The sequence below is a fragment of the Mycobacterium sp. EPa45 genome (genome assembly GCF_001021385.1).
In the GTDB taxonomy this organism is placed as follows: Bacteria; Actinomycetota; Actinomycetes; order Mycobacteriales; family Mycobacteriaceae; genus Mycobacterium.
This window is the reverse complement of record NZ_CP011773.1, coordinates 3,044,395-3,061,897: the sequence shown is the minus strand read 5'-3', so window position 1 is coordinate 3,061,897 and position 17,503 is coordinate 3,044,395. Positions and strand designations below refer to the sequence as shown.

The window sequence follows — 17,503 nt, the reverse complement described above, 5'->3', positions numbered from 1 at the left end:
CCAATGGGTTTCTCAGATTCTGTGGCAGAATTCCGTCATGGCGGAGCGGTGGACGCGGGAGCGGCGACTGGAGCACACCCGCTCGCTGCTGCTCGACGCCGCCGAGGACGTGTTCGCGGAAAAGGGTTTCTTGGCAGCCAAACTCGACGACATCGCCCATGCCGCCGGCTACACGAAGGGCGCCATCTACAAGCACTTCGCCACCAAAGAGGAGCTTTTCCTGGCGGTCAGCGACCGATACTGGCGGCGCTACTTCGACAACTTCGCCGAGGTGATGGCGTCGGCGAAGTCGGTCACGGCCCGAGAGTTCGATGAGATCGCAGCGCGGTGGCGCCAGCTGAGTCGAGACCGTGGCACCGAGCACGCCGCGTTAGGGCACGAGTTCACGCTCTACCTGTTGCGCAACCCCGAGGCGCGGGAGCGGGTGGCCGCCAAGCGATCCGAGGTCGTCGAGAAGCTCAGCGAGTTCATCGTCAAGGGCATCGATCGCCTCGGCGGGACGTTGCTGATCCCGCCGCTGACCTTCGCCCAGGTGCTGATCGCCACCAGCGACTCCGTGATTCTCGGCAGTGAGCTCGACGACGTCGATCTCTACCGGCCCATCGTCGAGATGTACACATCGGCGATCAAGCTGCCGTAGCCCTCTCGGAGCCCTTCTCGATGCACGACGGCACCTGCCTACTGTCGATGGGTCAACCGATGATGGGAAACCGGCGTCCATCGGCCAGGGCGTCAAGGGCGTCCTGCATGAGTCGACGGACGTGCCGATCCACTTCGTCCACATCGGCATCTGCGCCCCAGCGATCGCGGACGTCAATGGGGGCCAGCACTTCGGTCACTATCTTGGCGGGAAGGGGAAGATTCGGGACAAAGATGCCTAGACCGAAGGGGATTCCGACGGTCAGCGGCATGATTTCAGCCCTGAACCGGCTCAGGCCGAGGCGCTTGGCCAGCCACGATCCCCTTGACAGGAACCACTGACTCTCCTGGCCCCCGATCGACACGATCGGCACGATGGGCACACCGGCCTCCAGGGCGGTGCGCACATAACCGGTACGCCCATTGAAGTCGATGACGTTGGCCTTTGACGTCGGCCGGTACGCGTCGTAGTCGCCACCAGGGAAGACCAAGACCGCCGCCCCGTTCCGGAGCGCCTGAGCGGCGTTGCCTCTGCTCGCCTCAATCGCGCCCACCCGGCGCAGCGTAGCGCCGAGCGAGCCCACCAAGATCATCGAGTGGGCAAGTGTATAGAGAGGTCTGCCGTAACCAAACCGCTCGTAGTAGGCCGTCGCGAGGACGAACACGTCGGGCGTCAGCATTCCGCCTGAGTGGTTGCTCACGAAGAGCACCCCGCCACTCGGAGGAATCTGATCGACACCGCGCACCTCGGCCCGGAAGTACCGCCGCACCAGTGGGCCCACGACATTCTTGACTCGTTCGGTGAACGTCGGATCCCACAGCGCCACTTCACGGCGTGCACTACTGGCCATCATTGCCTACCGATACATCTCGATCAGCGGGTGTTTGTTCAGCTTTCCCGCATCTGTGCGCGGCAATCGTGGGGTAAACGAAATCGACCGCGGGCATTTGTAGGCGGCGAGTCGCTCGTGAAGCCACCTCACCAACCGCTCGGCGGTCTCATCGCTGATGTAGATCGGATCCACCAGTTCAACGACCGCTTTCGCCGTCTGGCCCAGGTCGGCGTCGGGGATGCCGAAGACCGCGGCGTCGACGACGAGCGGGTGACTCAGGAGAGCATTCTCCGCCTCCTGCGGGTAGACGTTCACGCCACCGGTGATGATCATGTGGTGCCGGCGATCGGTCAGGTACACATATCCGTCCCCGTCGAGATAGCCGACGTCTCCGACCGTCACCCAGCCTTCTGTGTTGCGCGACGCCGCTGTCTTGGTGGCGTCGTTGAGGTACTCGAACGGATATCCCCCTTCGAAGTACAGGTCGCCCACCTCTCCGGCGGGAAGTTCCGCACCGTCCGGGCCGAGAACATGCGGTGTGCCGAGCAGCGGCTTGCCCACCGACCCGGGATGCTCGAGCCATTCCTCGGCCCGGATGTAGCAGATACCGGCCCCTTCGGAGGATCCGTAGTACTCGTCGACGATCGGGCCCCACCAGTCGATCATTTGCGCCTTGATATCGGGCGGACACGGCGCGGCCGCGTGCACTACCCGACGCAGAGTTGACACGTCATACCGCCGACGCACGTCTTCGGGAAGGCGAAGCATGCGGACGAACATCGTAGGTACGAACTGGGCGTGCGTAACGCCATGATGCTCAATGACATTGAGGGTCAGGACCGGATCGAAGCGCTCCATCACGATCGTGGTGGCACCCGCTGCCTGTGCCGCCATCGTCCACATCGCAGGGGCAGTGTGATATGTCGGCGCTGGGCTCAGATATACCGAACCAGCGCCGATGCCCAACGCTTCGAATACAGGCGTGGACAGACTCGACAACCCGCTCCCCGCGGACCGCAACGGCCTACGGATGCCTTTAGGGCGACCCGTGCTCCCCGCCGAGTATTGGAGCAGCTGCCCGTCGCTTTCGTCCTCGATGGGCGTTGTCGGCTGGGAAGCAACGCATTCGGGATAGCGCTCCCAGTCATCGAGATCATCGTCGGCCATCAACTTCACGCGGGGCAGGCCCTGTTCGACCTCGCTCATGAGTTGACGACAGGTCGTCATCATGGCGTGTGAAGACAGCAGCGCCTTGGCCTGACAATCGGCGATGATGTAGCCGATTTCGGGGGTGGTCAGGTGTGTGTTGATGATCGTGAAGTAAAGCCCACTGCGCCGCGCCGCCCACATCGCGGCGTGGACATGCGCATTATTCTCCATCAGAATCGCCACGGTGTCTCCGGCAGATACCCCTGATTGACGGAGAAAGTGCGCCAATTGGTTGGCCCGTGCGTCCAGCTCGGCGTAGCTGACAGTTATCCCCGACGGGACCAGCACTATGGCGGTTTGTTCGCCGTCGATGTGATCGCGGATCTGCATCCCTGTCCCTCCATCGAGAATCGTGCCCGCCGCCCAACGAGAAGATAGCTTCTCAATGAGCACTGCCATGACGGCGGGACCGTGGTCGCGTCCGAGTGTGAACCGGCAAGGTGATGGGGTACGGTGGAAACGATCATTCTCATTTGTGGAATTATGTTGTCGCAACCGGGGGCGAACGGCCGTCATCGAAGGAGACAGTGTTGAGTGCAGACATTCTGATCGTCTCGCCGGACGACCATCTGGTGGAGCCGGCTGATCTGTGGACCAGCCGACTGCCCGAACGCTACCGCGACACCGGTCCGCGGATCGTTCGCCACCGGGGACGCATGGATCCGACGGTCACGTCGGACGTCGTCTTCATCGAAGATGAGGAGGGCCGCGACGCCGACATCTGGCACTACGAGGACTCCCTCATCCCGATACCGCTCATCAGCGCAGCGGCCGGCTACGAGATCGACGAACTCACCACCGACCCGATTACGTACGACGAGATGCGTCCCGGTTGCTACCGTCCGGCGGATCGACTCGCCGACATGGATATCGCGGGTATCGAGGCGTCGGCCTGTTTTCCGAACACGCTCGTCCGCTTCTGCGGGCAGCGATTCCTGCATGGCAAGGACAAGGATCTCGCCCTCCTGTGTGTCCAGGCGTACAACGACTTTCAGATCGACGAATGGGGCGGCGGATCGAACGGCCGACTGATCCCGCTTGGCATCATCCCTCTTTGGGACGTCCAGCTTGCCGTGCGGGAAGTCGAGCGGGTTGCGGCCAAGGGCATGCCCGCCGTGTGTTTCTCGGAACTTCCGGCGCGCCTGGACCTGCCGTCCATCCACAGCGGCTACTGGGATCCGTTCTTCGCCGCCTGCGAGCGCAACAATGTGGGCATCATGCTTCACATCGGGTCCAGTTCGTCGCTGACCAGGTCCTCCCCTGATTCGCCGCACGTGGTCACCAGTGCGTTGATGGCAGTCAACTGCACCATCGCGCTGGTCGATTGGCTGTTCTCCGCCAAACTCAGGCAGTTTCCGATGCTGAAGATCGCTTTCGCAGAAGCACAGGCCGGCTGGATTCCCTACTATCTGCAGCGCGTCGACGAGGTTTGGGAAGACCGAAGGGCCTGGGGCGACATTCATCCGTTGCTGACCGAGCCCCCGAGCACTCAGGTACCAGGCCGCATCTGGTTCTCCACATTCGGCGACCCTGTCGCGTTCCGCATCCTCGACCTCGTCGGTGAGGATCAGCTCATGTTCGAGACCGACTACCCACACAACGACACCAACTGGCCACACAGCACCGCCGTCGCCAACAAGGCGACCGAGGGTCTGGATGAGGCCACGAAGCGAAAGGTGCTGTCCACCAACGCGAAGAACTTCTTCGGCTTGGCCTAGCAGTCAGCTGCCGTTGCTCCACGGCTGATCCCACCGATCCAGCACGGCCGCCTTGGACAGCGGTTTGCGGCGCACGGGGTGGTGTCCCCCCCGGGGCCATCCCACCGTCAGCAGCGTCGCGATCTTCCAGTCGGCGGGGATGCCGATCGCCGTGCGCAACTCGGCGTCACACTGACCGTGCCAGAGCGTGATTGCAGCACCGAGGCCCTGTGCGCGGGCCGCGAGCAGGAAGTTCTGCACAGCAGGAAAAATCGAACCGGCCTGTTGCAGCTCAGTGGTACCGCGTTGCGGCTGAACGCAAAAGAGCACCAGCTCGGGTGCGGCGCCGCCGATCTGCATATGCTCAGCCATCGTCCTCAGCACGCGTGTCTTCGGGTCGTCGGCGCCGTGGTCGTCGGGGATCTGGTAGAAGTCCTTCATCACTTCCCACGTCGAGTGGGCCGCGGCGGTGATGACGTCGCGCATGTCCTGCGAGCGGATCACCACGAACTTCCAGGGCTGACCGTTCCCGCCCGACGGCGCCCACGACGCGGCCTGCAGGCACCTGTCCAAGACGTCGTCACCGACCGGTTCGGGGCGGTATCGCCGCACCGCTGTCGCCGTACTCATCACGGTCCACAGATCATCCGAGGTCGTGGGTACCGCGTTCGTCGTCACGCGTGATCCCTCCGCGGCAATACACCCTGCCAGGTCCCGCCCCGCATCGGTCCGGTGACCATCGGCAGGTCGAGTGTCGACAACAACCCTGGCGGCGCTGCGATGACCGCCGGGATCGCGTTGAGTTCGCGCATCACGGTGGCGTAGGTGAGGCCGCGCATGTTGTTGCCACGGCCATGCATCTCGATGTCGACGGTGTAAGTGGGCAGACCGTCGACGATCACCCGGTAGCCGCCGTGCGGTGACGGATGCCGCGGCCAGTCGGGTGCGGACTGCTCGCCCATTCGGGTGATGTGTTCGAGCACCACGCGTTCCTCGCCATCGACGATCCCGGCGAGCTTGAACCGCATGCCACCCATCGTGCCGGGTTCAACCCAACCCGATGCCACCTCGTAGCGCTGCGTCGCGAGCCACTTGTCGATGGTCGTCACGACGTCGTCCAACGCCAGTCCGACACCGTCGGCGACCAGGTGCACAATGGGCGCCCAGAGCGCGGCCAGGCGGGTCGTGTCGAACAGCGGTGCCGGATGATCGGGCGGGTGACCGAATCCCATGAAGTCGAACATGATCTCCGGTTGGTTGATCGGGCCGTAGTCCAGGATCTCCAGCATCGTGATGGTGTCCACACGACTGCTGAAGCCCGTCATCGTCAAGGCGATCACGTCGTTCGCCCAGCCGGGGTCGACGCCGCTGTTGAACATGCTGGTACCGCCTTCGCGGCAGGCCTGTTCGAGCAATTCGACAGTCTCCCGGTCGGCGGCCGGCGGATAACACAGCGGCACGAGGGACGTGCAGACGACGTTCTTCCCCGCGCGCAGGCAGCGTGCGACGTCCTCGGCCGCCTCCCGATACCGATAGTCGCCGGAGGCGAAGAAAGCGACAACGTCGGCGTCTACAGCCAGGGCAGCGTCGCTATCCCGCGTGGCTATCACTCCGGTGGGCGGCATACCACAGATGTCACCCGCGTCTAGACCGTCCTTTGCCTCGGAGTGCACGATCAACCCGACGAGATCCAATCCAGGATGAGCAATGGTCGCTCGTAGCGCGCCGACGCCGACTTGGCCCGGTCCCCAGAGGATTACGCGCGGATTCCCGCGGCCCAGCTGGGTCATGGCAGTACCTCCTGAGGCGTTGTGAGAATATTGCTTCTCGTATGCCGATAACATGATTACCACACGAGGTAAGGGGAGAACAGTGAGCGACTATCGGTTCCTCAAATGGCAAACCTATGACGACGGCGCCATCGTACGTATCTCGCTGAACCGTCCCGAACAACGCAATGCGCAGAACCGCGGCATGTTGGTCGAACTCGACGAGGCCTTCGGCGCCGCCGAGGCCGACGACAACGTCCGCGTGGTGATCCTCGCCGGCGAGGGAAAGATGTTCTCCTCCGGTCACGACATCGGGTCCAAGCAGGCCAGCGCGGAGTTTCGGCCCGGACCCGACCAGCATCCGACGGTGCGGATCAACGGTGGCACCCGGGAGGGTGCGGAGATGTGCATGTTGCAGGAATGGCACTACTTCTTCCAGAACACCTTACGGTGGCGAAATCTGCGCAAGATCACCATTGCTCAGGTACACGGTGACGTGTTCTCGGCGGGCCTCATGTTGATGTGGGCGTGCGACCTGATCGTCGGTAGCGACGATGTCCGGTTCGCGGATGTGGTCGGAACCCGCCTCGGTATGTGCGGCATGGAGTATTTCGGCCACCCGTGGGAATTCGGGCCGCGCAAGGCCAAGGAGCTCATGTTGACCGGCGACGCCATCGACATCCACGAGGCTCATCGGCTCGGAATGGTCAGCAAGGTGTTCACTCGGGAAGAGCTGGCGGACCGAACTCTCGAGATGGCACGGCGTATTGCCACCGTGCCCACCATGGCGGCGCTGCTGATCAAGGAGTCGGTCAACCAGACGGTCGACAACATGGGGTTCTACAACTCCCTGCAGGCGTGTTTCACGCTGCATCAGCTCAACCACTCGCATTGGGCCCAGGTTCGAGAGGACGGCCGTATGACTGCGGGCCCAGAGAACGGCGTACCCGACTGGCGGGATGCTCCGCCGGTGGTCCTGGCGGTCAAGGACCAGGTCCGAGCACAAGGGTGAACCACCTCGACGGCCTGACACTTCCTGAGCCGCAACCGATGCCGGTGACACCCGGTCATCTGTTCGCCCAGATGCCGTTCTACACCGTGCTAGAGACCGACGACACCTTGATCGTCGACCTGCACAACCGGACCGATCTGGCGAACATGCGCGGGGCACTCCAGGGCGGCCTGGTGACAACGCTCATCGACATCGCGGCGGGACAACTGGCATTCAAAGTGGCCGATCTTGGCGACGGTGTTGGCACCGCCGACATGACGGTCCACTTCCTGGCACCGATTGTGGCGGGGCCGGCGCGCGCGGTGGCCACGCTCGTTCGGAAGGGAAGCCGCACAGTGGTTGTCGGCGTCGACGTGTTCGATGTCGGCGGGGACCGGTTGGCCGCCCGCGCCACCCTGAGTTTCGCGATTCTCACCCCGCGCACGGATCAGCCGGCAACAACCCCGTAGCGTGCGTCCGCAACTCGGTCCAGCGCGACATTCGGCTCGCCGTATACGAGCGCCCAGGCGCGAACCCGGCGGTAGTAGAGCTGAATGTCGCCTTCCATCCCGAAGCCGTATCCGCCGTGAATGTGCAGACTCCGCCGGGTGGCGTCTCGTGCCGATTCGTAGGCGAATGCGAACGCCATCGCCGCCAATTCGGTGACGCGCTGGGGCTCGTCGTCGAAGGCGCATGCTGCCTCCAGCGCGAGCAGCCGGGCTCCGTCAGCCGCGGTGGCACTGTCAGCCAAGGGATGCGAGACGGCTTGAAACGTTCCTATCGCGACGCCGAATGCGTGCCGCTGCTTGGCGTATTCCACGCCCATCTCGACGGCCCTGGCCGCGGCTCCGGACAGTGCCGCGGCGATCAGCGTGAGCCAGAGGTCAAGGGCAGCCGAATGTAATGCGACGGCGCGAACCCCGTCGGCAAGCACCCGGGCGTCGTCACCGACGCCGATATCCGCAACTGGCATCGAGCCAAGATTTTCGATCCCGACCCGCTGACCGGTGACCGGAACCGCCAGCAGGCGTCCGTCGACGAGAGCGATCACCACGTCGGCGACCATGCCGCCGGGCACCATCTCGAGAGTGGTTCCGGCGTGCGACCGCGGAACGAAAGTGATGAGCCGGTCGCGGCCCAACGCATCGGCCAGCAACTCCGCGCCCGGATCGCCGCACATGGCCAGGAGCCGGGCCGCAACTTGTGCCTCGATCACCGGCGCCGACGCCACTGCCCTGCCGAACTGCTCAGCGGTGAGAGCGAGTTCGGCAATCGACGCGCCCCATCCGCCGGCCTGCTCGTCGACCGCCATTTCGATCGCGCCGGTTTCCTGTAGCGCGCGCCACAGGGCCGGGTCGAAGCCGAGCGGTTCGGCGGCCCGTACACGTTCCGACGACGACTCTCGCGCGTAGAGCGAAGCGAAAGATGCCACGAGCTGGGTTTGTTCGGGAGAAAGAGCTAAGTCCACGAGATCGGTCCCGTCACATGCGAATATGATTGTTCTCATTTCGGAGAGTATCAGTTTCGACCAGATCGGACGGTTTATGCACTTTCAGCTCGACCCGAAGACCGAGGCCTTCCGCGACGAGGTCCGTACCCACCTGGAGGGGGTGCTCACGCCGGAGTTCGAGGAGAAGGTGTATCGCAGCGGCGTCGCACATGACGACGACTTTGCGCGAGGACTGGTCGACAAGCGCCTGTTCGCCCCGAGTTGGCCGGAGGAGTTCGGCGGTCAGGACCGGGACGCCTGGGACGAACAGGTCGTCAATGAGCTGATGATGCGCTACGACGCACCGGTCTATCTTTCGGAGACCACGCGGATGGTGGCCTCGATCGTCCGCCAGATCGGCACGCCCGCGCTGCAGGACCGGATCCTTGCGGGAGCCATGCGCGGTGACATCACGATCGCTCTGGGCTTCACCGAGCCCGAGTGTGGCTCGGACGTCGCCGCAGCGGCCACGAAGGCGGTCCGTGAAGGCGACGAGTGGGTGATCAACGGATCCAAGATGTTCACCACGAATGGACATATCGCCGACTACATCTTCCTGTTGGCCCGAACCGACCAGGAGAAGCCGAAACACAAGGGCCTCACCATGTTTTTGGTGCCCACCGCCACGGCCGGCTTCGAAGCGCAGGCGGTGTGGACGCTATCCGGCGAGCGCACCAACATCACGTTCTACAGCGATGTGACTATCGGTGACGAATGGCGTATCGGCGAGGTCGACGGCGGCTGGCAGGTTCTGGGCCTGTCCCTGCAGGACGAGCACGCCTCAGGCTGGGGTCCCCACCTGGAGCGCCTCCTGCACCACGCAGAGCGGTGGGCACAGGTCACCGTGGCGCCGAATGGCAGGTCTCGCATCCACGACGCCGACGTACGCCGTCGCATCGCCCGTGTCGCAATGGAGCTCGAGGTGTCAACACTGCTACAACGCCGCTGCGTGTGGATGGCCGAACAAGGTCTCGTCCCGGTGGCCGAAGGACCGATGTCCAAGGTGTTCAGTACCGAGGCGTTGGAGCGTGCAAGCCAGGACATCGTCGAGCTGGTCGGGCCTGACGCTCTGCGAAGCTATTTCGAGCCGACCGCACCGGAGGACGGCCGCTTCGACCACACGATGCGGTTCGCGCTCGGGACGACGATCTACGCGGGCACCAGCGAGGTGCAGCGCACGATCATCGCCCAGCGTGGACTCGGCCTACCCCGTTGACTATTTCGCGCGCCGTACCACAGTCGTGCGGCTCGGCGACTTCGTCCGCGTCGCTCTGGGTTTCGGCTCTTGCGGCGGCATCAGCGCTTGGCGGCACCACGCCCACAGCTGATCCTCGGACAGTTCGGCGCCCTTGACGCCGAGGTGGAAGACGCCGATCTGGGCGAGTGCGGTGAGTGTCGAGTTCAGCAGCGTCGTGAGCTGTGCGGGGGTCAGATCATTGCGGATCAGGCCGGCCCGCGAGCAGGACGTGATGGTCTTCGTGAGCAGCTTCTGATGCGGCTCCCAGATCTTCGCGAAATCCGCGGGACGCTCGATCTCCAAGCTGAGGTTGTAAATCGTCATCACGCGGCCGCCGAGCTTCTCAGACGACTCGGCGCGGGACAGGAACCCCCGGCAGAACGCCTCCAGCTGTTCCATCGGGCCGTCGGCTGCGGCAACCTCGTGCCGGATACCCTCGGTGAACTGACTGGTGACGTTCTCATAAAGCGCGAGCAGCAATTCTTCCTTGCCGGCAAAGTGCTGATAAAAGGCGCGCAGGCTCAGGTTCGACCGGTCGATAAGGGTCTGGATCGTGAAATCAGCACGTCCCGATTCCTCGACAAGCTCAAGAGCAGTGGCCAGGAATCGTGAACTCCGCGCCAGGGCACGTGCCCTCGCAGTGCTCAATCGGCGCTCGATCGTGCGCTGCTGCCACGAGGCCGGCATCTCGACTTCCGCGTCAAGCACTTCACGTCCGTCTTCGACGTCCACTTGCTTCTTTGCAACCATGACGGAAAAGGATACTCGCACACGTCGAGAATGCGCGATCTACGTTGCCGGTTAGCCGGATTTCCGCCTCTACCGCGCTTTCCATTCCGGCGTGCGCTTCTCGAGGAACGCCCGCGGCCCTTCGACCGCGTCCTTGGTCAGCGCTACCTTCATGCGGTAATTCTCGGCGAGGAGTTCGGCTTCATAGATCGGCAGCGTCAGGCCCTTTCGCACCGCCATCCGCGAACCGCGCACTGCGAGGGGCGCATTCGAATTGATGACCTCAGCGATCTGCCAGGCACGCTTCATCAGGTCGTCGTGCGCGACTAGTTCAGTGAACACTCCCAGGTCGTAGGCGCGCTGGGCGTCGAGTCGCTCGTGCTTACCCATGAGTACCAGACGCATTGCCACTGGCAGCGGCAGTATGCGGGCCAGCCGTACCGCCTCGCGCCCCGATGTCACCCCGATGCTGACATGCGGATCCATCAGCGACGCACGCTCCGAGGCGATCGTGATGTCGGCCGTGGTCACCAAATCCATGCCGGCACCGCACGCTATTCCGTTGACCGCACAGATGATCGGCTTGGTCATCTGCAGCCACGGCGGGGTGGCTTCCTGCGGTGCGTCCCACTGCCGCATCGAACTCAGGATCGGTTCACCCTGATTGTCGATGCCTGCCGCGTTCTCCATGTCATGGTCGGCAGCCTTGTTCACATCGGCACCGACACACAGCGCTCGGCCGGCACCGGTGATGATGACGGTCCAGATGTCCTGGGACCGTTCGATGTCGGTGTAGACCTCGGCAAGTTCGGCGATCATCTCGTCGTCGATCGCATTGAGCACCTCGGGTCGGTTGAGCGTCACGCACGCGGTATGACCTCGCACCTCGAGCTCGATGGTCTGGTACTTGCCCACGTGGTTAGACCCCTCCCTCGGCCATGGCCGCCGCCTTGGGCCGGATGCCCAGGATCGCTTCGAAGCGGTCGCAATACCGCGGCCAGACCTCGGGGTTCAACAACCTCGGTGGCACACCACCTTCGAAGATCACTTGCCACTGCGCGGCAGTCGCGAGTGCGATATCCCGGGCTGCCTCCACGGTGATACCCGCAGTGTGTGGAGTGGCGACGACGTTGGCCAGCCCAAGCAGCGGGTTGTCCTCCCGGGGCGGCTCCTGATGGAACACGTCCAGCCCGGCACCGGCAATCCCGCCCTGGACGAGGGCGTCGTACAGCGCCTGCTCGTCGTGCACCGGACCGCGCGCCGTTGTGATGAAGTAAGCCGTCGGCTTCATCGCCGCGAACTCCGCGGCGCCGATCAGTCCCTCGGTCTCCTTGGTCAGCGGACACGTCACCTGCACAAAGTCTGAGCGCTCGACCAACTCGCTCAACGCGACCCGGTGGACCCCGCGCGCCTGCGCGGTGGCCTCGTCGAGGTACGGATCGAAGACCAGCACCTCCATACCGAACGGTCCGCACAACTCGACCAGGCGGCCACCGATCGCACCGAGACCGATCACACCGAGGGTCTTCCCGAACAACTGACTTCCCCTCAGCGTCAGACGATCACCCAGTAGGCCGCCGCGTAGCGCTCGATCGGCAGCGGTGATTTTCTTCGCGAGGTCGAGCATGAATCCGAGTGCGTGCTCGGCGACAGCCTCGGCGCCGGGACCCGAGTTGTTGCACACCGCGATTCCCGCCTCCGTGCATGCGTCGACGTCGATCACGTCGTAACCCGCTCCAGCAGAACAGACGGCGAGCAGATTCTCGCATCGCCGCACCAAGTCCGGTCCGGCGAGCCACTGTGCGCCGTCGGTGTGCCCGGCAACGTCGGTCCGTGTGGCGACCTGATATCCGTTGGCGGATTCCAACATGGCCCAACCCTGTTCAGCAGGCGCCGCCAAGTCGAGGCGAAAGAGGTCGATGTCGGTGTGCTCCAGGGCCTCCCCCGCTACCGGGTCCGTCCACCGCTCGAAGACCAAATTCGGACGCGGTACCCCGGTCACGACTTCAGCTTGGGCTTCGCCTGGGCCGCCTTGAACATTTCGGCCAGCGCGGGGTCGACGTTCTTGTAATCGTTACGGGCTATCGTGCCGTCACGGCCCTCGACGACGTCGTAGCCGAGCCGCAGGTCCTTGTTCTCCATGTGGAAGTACTCGCGACCGAGGGGCAATCGGCGATCCTTGCGAGGGACCTCCATCCAGGCACGCAGAAAACACCGCGCCCGCTTCGGGTCGTTGGCACTGACGAAGTTCGACCGTGAGTGGCACATTGCGAAGTTGTTGGCAACGGCCGCTTCGCCCGACTCCAGCCGGAACTCGACCTGTTGCTCGACCAACACGCTGCGCAGTAACTCGATCGCTTCTTCCTCGATGGGTGTGAACTCTCGACCGAGGGTCTTCATCGCAGGCAGGATGCTGCTGTAGGTGAAGTTGATGCAGATCCGCCCGTCGATCTGGGAGAAGATCGGAACGTCGTACGGTGTCACGTCCGGTTGATCGTCGGGTTGCTCACTGCGACGATGGTGCGGGAATCCGCGGTAGAGCACATCCAGCAAATCGGGCCGCTCAGCAAGGATCCGGTTGTGCGCAGCGGGCCCACTGGCGAACTGGCTCTCGCCGCCCGACAGCGCCGGGTAGACGCACAGCAACGACAAGATGTCGGCGGCGTCGTTGTGCATCGCCAGCTCGGCACTCGACTTGGTTCCTCGGGCCGGCTGCACCCCGCCCGGCAGAATTTCCTCCTGCACGCGGACCAGTCGATGGCCGAATGAATTGTTGGACACCGGATATCCGAGATGCCAACAGAACGCCCAGTAGATGCGTTCCAGGTCCTCGATCGAATGCTGCTCGACCGGGAAACCGCGGACACACGCCAATCCCTTGCCGAACATCAAATCCTGATAAAGCCGCGCCAGGTCGTCATCCAGGTCGGGGTGCCGCACCTCGTCTCCGGTGATGTCGTCTCGGTCCTTGTTCGCGGTCCTGGCCAGGATCGACTCCAACGCCGCCACATTGCGTGAGGACAGGTCGAAGCAGAAGTCCTCCTTGCTGGTGAAGTCGGCGCCGGTCCACGCCATCGGATCTGTGACTCGGTCTTTGTAGATCGCAGTGGGCATTCGTCCTCCTGTAGGTGGCACGACGTGTTCGGCGCTAACGGTTCGTGCGACCCTGCAACCAACGGAGATCTCGGGCGCGCGCCGTGGCCGCTTCGGTCATCATCCCGACGTCCGTACCAGCGGAGATGAAGCGCAGACCAAGGTCTACGAAACGCTCCAGCAGGTCGAGCGACTTGATGCCGGCCACTCCGAGCGCCACGCCGTGGGTACGACAGGCCGCTGAAACAGACTGTACCGCATTATGGAAATGCTCATTCTCATAGTCGCCGTGAATCCCCATCTCGGCGGTGAGATCACTCGGCCCGATCAGGAGCATATCGATGCCCGCCACGGCCGCGATCGAATCGACATTGTCGACGGCTTCCGGCGTCTCGATCATCACCGCGACCACCGTGCGGCTCTCGAGCTCCGCCGTCAGCTCGGTCGGCGACAATGGTCCATATCCGCTGAGCGCGTTGGGCCCCGAGATCGATCGATGGCCCACCTGTGGAAACCGCGAAGCGTCGACGATCGTCTGCGCCTCTTCAGCCGAATTGACATGCGGCACAATGATTCCAGTCGCACCATTGTCCAGAACACGCGCGATGAGACTGGGTTCCTGCGACGGCACTCGTACCAACCCGGCGATGCCGGCGCCGAGCGCACTGGCACACAGCATGCCCGCCGTCTCCAGTGACGTCGAGGTGTGTTCGAGGTCGACGTAGATGGCGTCGTAACCCGCAGCGGCGGCGATGGCGGGAACGTCCGGAGTTCGGGAGTGCATCAAGGCCAGACACAAGACCAAACCCTCACCGCGCAACGTCTGTCTCATCGAGCCCTGCACGATCACACGTTAGCTCGACGAGAACCCATATTCCGGCTATTCGTAAACGTCGTTATCGATGTGTTTAACATGGGCTATGCCTTCGAACCGGGTAGCGATCGTCGGGGCCGCTCTGTCGGATTGCGGCAGAGTGCCGGACAAGACCGCGATGGCCCTGATGGCGCAGTCCTCGCGCCGCGCCATCGCCGACGCGGGCCTGACGAAGGACGATATCGACGGATTCGGCGGCCACGGCACGCTCCTGCCTCCGGTCGAGGTCAGCGAGTACCTGGGGCTCCGACCGACGTGGGTCGAGGCGACGAACACCGGCGGATCTTCCTGGGAAGTAATGGCTCGGCACGCGGCCGCGGCGATCGCCAGTGGTGAGATCGACGTGGCGCTGCTGACCTACGGCTCGACCGCCCGCTCGGACGTCAAACGCCGCATCCGCGGGTCGGCGGCCGCGATGAGCACCGCCGGCGCCATGCAGTACGAAGCCCCGTACGGGCCCACGCTGATCGCGAAATACGCGATGGCGGCCCGACGCCACATGATCGAGTACGGCACCACCGCCGATCAGCTTGCCGAGGTCGCGGTCGCAGCCCACGAGTGGGCGGCAATGAACGACAACGCTTTCGAGCAAGAGCACATCACCGCGGCCGATGTCGCGGCCGCACCGATGCTCGCGGACCCGTTCACCGCAAAGCACGTTTGCCTTCGAACGGATGGCGGCGGCGCGGTGGTGCTCGCGAGTGAACGGGTGGCGCAGGACTGTGCGAACGAGCCGATCTGGATTCTCGGTGCCGCAGACGCCGCGTCCCATGTCAGCATGAGTGAGTGGGGTGACTTCACCACGTCGGCGGCGGCGATTTCGGGTCCGCGCGCCTTCGCTCAGGCCGGTCTTACGCCCGCGGACATCGACGTCTGTCAGCTGTACGACTCGTTCACCTCCACGGTGCTCCTCACGGTGGAGGATCTGGGATTCTGTCCCAAGGGCGACGGTGGCAAGTTCATCGAATCCGGCGCACTTCGCCCCGGCGGATCGCTGCCCACCAACACCGACGGCGGTGGCCTGGCCTCGTGCCATCCCGGCATGCGAGGCATGTTCCTGATGGTGGAGGCAGTCAGGCAGCTGCGCGGCGAATGTGGCGAACGTCAGGTCCCCAACGCCCGCCTTGCCTGCGTGCACGCGATGGGCGGGTTCTTCACCCACAGCGCGACGATGATCCTCGGAAGGAACTGATGAGCGCTCCCGATCGGCCAACGGTAGACGCTGACAGCGAGGCGTGGTGGGCAGCAGTTCAGGACCACAGCCTAAGCGTCAACGCCTGTAGTGCCTGCCAGCGAAAGTCGCTGTACATCAGGCCATTCTGTCCGCACTGCTGGAGTGAGGACGTAACCGCGGTACCTGCCAGCGGCCGCGCGACGCTCTATACGTGGACGGTGGTGCACCAGAATGCCGCTCCGTTCGACGCACGGCTGCCCTACGTCGTCGCCATGGTCGATCTCGCCGAAGGCCCACGCCTGATGACGGCGATCGACAACTGCCCCCCGGACGCATTGCGGGCCGGCCTAGACCTGATGGTCGACTTCCGGCACGACGACGACGGTTTCGTCGTACCGGTGTTCACACCTGCCGATGCCAACGGTTAACGCTCCCATACCTCAATAAGTGAAGGGAATTCAGATGAACAAGGATGACATGATCCTGGTCAGCGTCGACGATCACATCGTCGAGCCGCCCGACATGTTCGCCAACCACCTGCCGAAGAAGTACATCGACGAGGCTCCTCGTTTGGTGCACAACCCGGACGGCTCGGATTCCTGGCAATTCCGCGACATTGTCATCCCCAACGTTGCGCTCAACGCGGTCGCCGGCCGCCCGAAAGAGGAGTACGGGCTGGAGCCGCAGGGGCTCGATGAGATCCGGCCGGGTTGCTACCAGGTCGACGAGCGGGTCAAGGACATGAACGCCGGCGGCATCCTCGGCTCGATGTGCTTCCCGTCCTTCCCGGGTTTCGCCGGCCGGCTTTTCGCCACCGACGATGCGGCGTTCTCCCTGGCGCTGGTGCAGGCCTACAACGACTGGCACGTTGAAGAATGGTGTGGCGCGTATCCGGCCCGCTTCATCCCAATGACCTTGCCGGTGATCTGGGACCCGGTGGCCTGTGCCGCCGAGATCCGGCGCAACGCCGCCCGCGGGGTGCACTCGCTCACCTTCACCGAAAACCCCGCGGCCATGGGCTATCCCAGCTTCCACGACTTCGAGCACTGGAAGCCGATGTGGGACGCCCTGGTCGACACCGACACTGTGCTCAACGTGCACATCGGCTCCTCGGGCCGCCTCGCCATCACCGCACCCGACGCACCGATGGACGTGATGATCACGCTGCAGCCGATGAACATCGTGCAGGCCGCCGCCGACCTGTTGTGGTCACGACCGATCAAGGAATACCCCGACCTCAAGATCGCCCTGAGCGAGGGCGGCACCGGCTGGATCCCCTATTTCCTGGAACGCGCGGACCGCACCTACGAGATGCACTCCACCTGGACGGGTCAGGACTTCAAGGGCAAGCTGCCCAGCGAGGTGTTCCGCGACCACTTCCTGACCTGCTTCATCTCCGACCCCGTCGGCGTGCAATTGCGTGGTCAGATCGGCGTGGACAATATCTGCTGGGAAGCCGACTACCCGCACAGCGACTCGATGTGGCCGGGCGCCCCGGAGCAGCTCGACCAAGTTCTGCGCGAACACAATGTGCCCGACGACGAGATCAACAAGATGACCTACGAGAACGCCATCCGCTGGTACCACTGGGACCCGTTCACCCACATCGCCAAAGAACAAGCCACCGTTGGCGCGCTACGCAAAGCGGCCGAAGGACACGATGTGTCCATTAAGGCGCTCTCCAAGAACCAGCACGGCGGAAGCGCGTCGGATTGGCAGGACCGGATGAGCAAGGCCACCGTCAACGTCAGTGGCGGGTCGCAATAGCG

18 protein-coding genes are annotated in these 17,503 nt (G+C 63.9%); 8 read left to right on the top strand and 10 right to left on the bottom strand.

What is annotated here, in order from left to right; genetic code table 11:
* The first annotated feature begins 37 nt into the window (after nucleotides 1-37).
* Nucleotides 38-640, top strand: coding sequence for a TetR/AcrR family transcriptional regulator (locus AB431_RS14550; protein ID WP_047330521.1), 603 nt, complete (start codon nucleotides 38-40; stop codon nucleotides 638-640).
* A gap of 52 nt (nucleotides 641-692) precedes the next feature.
* Here AB431_RS14550 and AB431_RS14545 read toward each other — a convergent pair whose 3' ends face one another.
* Together AB431_RS14545 and fadD4 are read right to left on the bottom strand one after the other, a co-directional pair.
* A complete protein-coding gene (locus AB431_RS14545; RefSeq protein WP_047330520.1) occupies nucleotides 693-1,493 on the bottom strand; it encodes a lysophospholipid acyltransferase family protein in 801 nt (266 codons plus the stop codon).
* 3 nt (nucleotides 1,494-1,496) lie between these two features.
* Nucleotides 1,497-3,011 (bottom strand): fatty-acid--CoA ligase FadD4, encoded by a 1,515-nt coding sequence (fadD4, locus tag AB431_RS14540; RefSeq protein ID WP_047330519.1) that lies wholly within the window; start codon nucleotides 3,009-3,011, stop codon nucleotides 1,497-1,499.
* 200 nt (nucleotides 3,012-3,211) lie between these two features.
* On the opposite strand from fadD4, the gene AB431_RS14535 reads away from it, so the two are divergent.
* Nucleotides 3,212-4,399: an amidohydrolase family protein gene (locus tag AB431_RS14535; protein ID WP_047333429.1), complete on the top strand. Its 1,188-nt coding sequence runs from the start codon at nucleotides 3,212-3,214 to the stop codon at nucleotides 4,397-4,399.
* A gap of 3 nt (nucleotides 4,400-4,402) precedes the next feature.
* On the opposite strand, the gene AB431_RS14530 is transcribed toward AB431_RS14535, so the two are convergent.
* Complete coding sequence (locus AB431_RS14530; protein WP_047333428.1) at nucleotides 4,403-5,008, bottom strand: nitroreductase family protein; 606 nt, start codon at nucleotides 5,006-5,008, stop codon at nucleotides 4,403-4,405.
* A 44-nt stretch (nucleotides 5,009-5,052) separates the two neighbouring features.
* Entirely contained in the window at nucleotides 5,053-6,168 is a 1,116-nt protein-coding gene (locus AB431_RS14525) for a dihydrodipicolinate reductase (protein ID WP_047330518.1), read from the bottom strand.
* An 82-nt stretch (nucleotides 6,169-6,250) separates the two neighbouring features.
* Here AB431_RS14525 and AB431_RS14520 point away from each other — a divergent pair, with 82 nt between their 5' ends.
* Together AB431_RS14520 and AB431_RS14515 are read left to right on the top strand one after the other, a co-directional pair.
* Nucleotides 6,251-7,159, top strand: coding sequence for an enoyl-CoA hydratase (locus AB431_RS14520; protein ID WP_047330517.1), 909 nt, complete (start codon nucleotides 6,251-6,253; stop codon nucleotides 7,157-7,159).
* A gap of 38 nt (nucleotides 7,160-7,197) precedes the next feature.
* On the top strand, nucleotides 7,198-7,608 hold the full coding sequence (locus AB431_RS14515; RefSeq protein ID WP_047333427.1) for a PaaI family thioesterase: 411 nt from the start codon (nucleotides 7,198-7,200) through the stop codon (nucleotides 7,606-7,608).
* Here the strand turns inward: AB431_RS14515 and AB431_RS14510 are convergent.
* Nucleotides 7,587-8,606, bottom strand: a complete 1,020-nt coding sequence (locus AB431_RS14510) for an acyl-CoA dehydrogenase family protein (protein WP_047330516.1) — start codon at nucleotides 8,604-8,606, stop codon at nucleotides 7,587-7,589. The two genes, AB431_RS14515 and AB431_RS14510, sit on opposite strands and share 22 nt — an antisense overlap.
* Nucleotides 8,607-8,682: 76 nt before the next feature.
* Between AB431_RS14510 and AB431_RS14505 the strand changes: the two genes are divergently transcribed.
* Nucleotides 8,683-9,843 (top strand): acyl-CoA dehydrogenase family protein, encoded by a 1,161-nt coding sequence (locus AB431_RS14505; RefSeq protein WP_047333426.1) that lies wholly within the window; start codon nucleotides 8,683-8,685, stop codon nucleotides 9,841-9,843.
* On the opposite strand, the gene AB431_RS14500 is transcribed toward AB431_RS14505, so the two are convergent.
* The 5 genes from AB431_RS14500 to AB431_RS14480 all read right to left on the bottom strand — a co-directional run bounded on the left by AB431_RS14500 (nucleotide 9,844) and on the right by AB431_RS14480 (nucleotide 14,518).
* Complete coding sequence (locus AB431_RS14500) at nucleotides 9,844-10,614, bottom strand: TetR/AcrR family transcriptional regulator (protein ID WP_047330515.1); 771 nt, start codon at nucleotides 10,612-10,614, stop codon at nucleotides 9,844-9,846.
* 69 nt (nucleotides 10,615-10,683) lie between these two features.
* A complete protein-coding gene (locus AB431_RS14495; RefSeq protein ID WP_047330514.1) occupies nucleotides 10,684-11,508 on the bottom strand; it encodes an enoyl-CoA hydratase/isomerase family protein in 825 nt (274 codons plus the stop codon).
* Nucleotides 11,509-11,512: 4 nt separating this feature from the next.
* Nucleotides 11,513-12,595 carry a hydroxyacid dehydrogenase gene (locus AB431_RS14490; RefSeq protein ID WP_047330513.1) on the bottom strand — a complete coding sequence of 361 codons (1,083 nt, stop codon included), beginning with the start codon at nucleotides 12,593-12,595 and terminating at the stop codon, nucleotides 11,513-11,515.
* The gene (locus AB431_RS14485) at nucleotides 12,592-13,707 is read right to left on the bottom strand and encodes a TauD/TfdA family dioxygenase (protein WP_047330512.1); all 1,116 of its coding nucleotides are present in this window, start codon (nucleotides 13,705-13,707) and stop codon (nucleotides 12,592-12,594) included. Before AB431_RS14485 ends, AB431_RS14490 begins: the two co-directional genes overlap by 4 nt.
* Before the next feature lie 34 nt (nucleotides 13,708-13,741).
* Nucleotides 13,742-14,518 (bottom strand): HpcH/HpaI aldolase/citrate lyase family protein, encoded by a 777-nt coding sequence (locus AB431_RS14480; RefSeq protein WP_047333425.1) that lies wholly within the window; start codon nucleotides 14,516-14,518, stop codon nucleotides 13,742-13,744.
* 88 nt (nucleotides 14,519-14,606) lie between these two features.
* Between AB431_RS14480 and AB431_RS14475 the strand changes: the two genes are divergently transcribed.
* The 3 genes from AB431_RS14475 to AB431_RS14465 are packed head-to-tail and all read left to right on the top strand — an operon-like array spanning nucleotide 14,607 to nucleotide 17,501.
* On the top strand, nucleotides 14,607-15,752 hold the full coding sequence (locus AB431_RS14475; RefSeq protein WP_047330511.1) for an acetyl-CoA acetyltransferase: 1,146 nt from the start codon (nucleotides 14,607-14,609) through the stop codon (nucleotides 15,750-15,752).
* On the top strand, nucleotides 15,752-16,162 hold the full coding sequence (locus AB431_RS14470; RefSeq protein WP_047330510.1) for a Zn-ribbon domain-containing OB-fold protein: 411 nt from the start codon (nucleotides 15,752-15,754) through the stop codon (nucleotides 16,160-16,162). Before AB431_RS14475 ends, AB431_RS14470 begins: the two co-directional genes overlap by 1 nt.
* Before the next feature lie 34 nt (nucleotides 16,163-16,196).
* On the top strand, nucleotides 16,197-17,501 hold the full coding sequence (locus tag AB431_RS14465; RefSeq protein WP_047333424.1) for an amidohydrolase family protein: 1,305 nt from the start codon (nucleotides 16,197-16,199) through the stop codon (nucleotides 17,499-17,501).
* Nucleotides 17,502-17,503 lie beyond the last annotated feature (2 nt).

What these genes read in the sequence shown, in the direction of transcription:
- AB431_RS14515 (WP_047333427.1), top strand. Translation starts at nt 7,198, where the DNA reads ATGCCGGTGACACCCGGTCATCTGTTCGCCCAGATGCCGTTCTACACC.
- AB431_RS14505 (WP_047333426.1), top strand. Translation starts at nt 8,683, where the DNA reads ATGCACTTTCAGCTCGACCCGAAGACCGAGGCCTTCCGCGACGAGGTC.
- AB431_RS14480 (WP_047333425.1), bottom strand. Translation starts at nt 14,518, where the DNA reads ATGAGACAGACGTTGCGCGGTGAGGGTTTGGTCTTGTGTCTGGCCTTG.
- AB431_RS14550 (WP_047330521.1), top strand. Translation starts at nt 38, where the DNA reads ATGGCGGAGCGGTGGACGCGGGAGCGGCGACTGGAGCACACCCGCTCG.
- AB431_RS14465 (WP_047333424.1), top strand. Translation starts at nt 16,197, where the DNA reads ATGAACAAGGATGACATGATCCTGGTCAGCGTCGACGATCACATCGTC.
- AB431_RS14530 (WP_047333428.1), bottom strand. Translation starts at nt 5,008, where the DNA reads ATGAGTACGGCGACAGCGGTGCGGCGATACCGCCCCGAACCGGTCGGT.
- AB431_RS14545 (WP_047330520.1), bottom strand. Translation starts at nt 1,493, where the DNA reads ATGATGGCCAGTAGTGCACGCCGTGAAGTGGCGCTGTGGGATCCGACG.
- AB431_RS14475 (WP_047330511.1), top strand. Translation starts at nt 14,607, where the DNA reads ATGCCTTCGAACCGGGTAGCGATCGTCGGGGCCGCTCTGTCGGATTGC.
- fadD4 (WP_047330519.1), bottom strand. Translation starts at nt 3,011, where the DNA reads ATGCAGATCCGCGATCACATCGACGGCGAACAAACCGCCATAGTGCTG.
- AB431_RS14485 (WP_047330512.1), bottom strand. Translation starts at nt 13,707, where the DNA reads ATGCCCACTGCGATCTACAAAGACCGAGTCACAGATCCGATGGCGTGG.
- AB431_RS14525 (WP_047330518.1), bottom strand. Translation starts at nt 6,168, where the DNA reads ATGACCCAGCTGGGCCGCGGGAATCCGCGCGTAATCCTCTGGGGACCG.
- AB431_RS14500 (WP_047330515.1), bottom strand. Translation starts at nt 10,614, where the DNA reads ATGGTTGCAAAGAAGCAAGTGGACGTCGAAGACGGACGTGAAGTGCTT.
- AB431_RS14470 (WP_047330510.1), top strand. Translation starts at nt 15,752, where the DNA reads ATGAGCGCTCCCGATCGGCCAACGGTAGACGCTGACAGCGAGGCGTGG.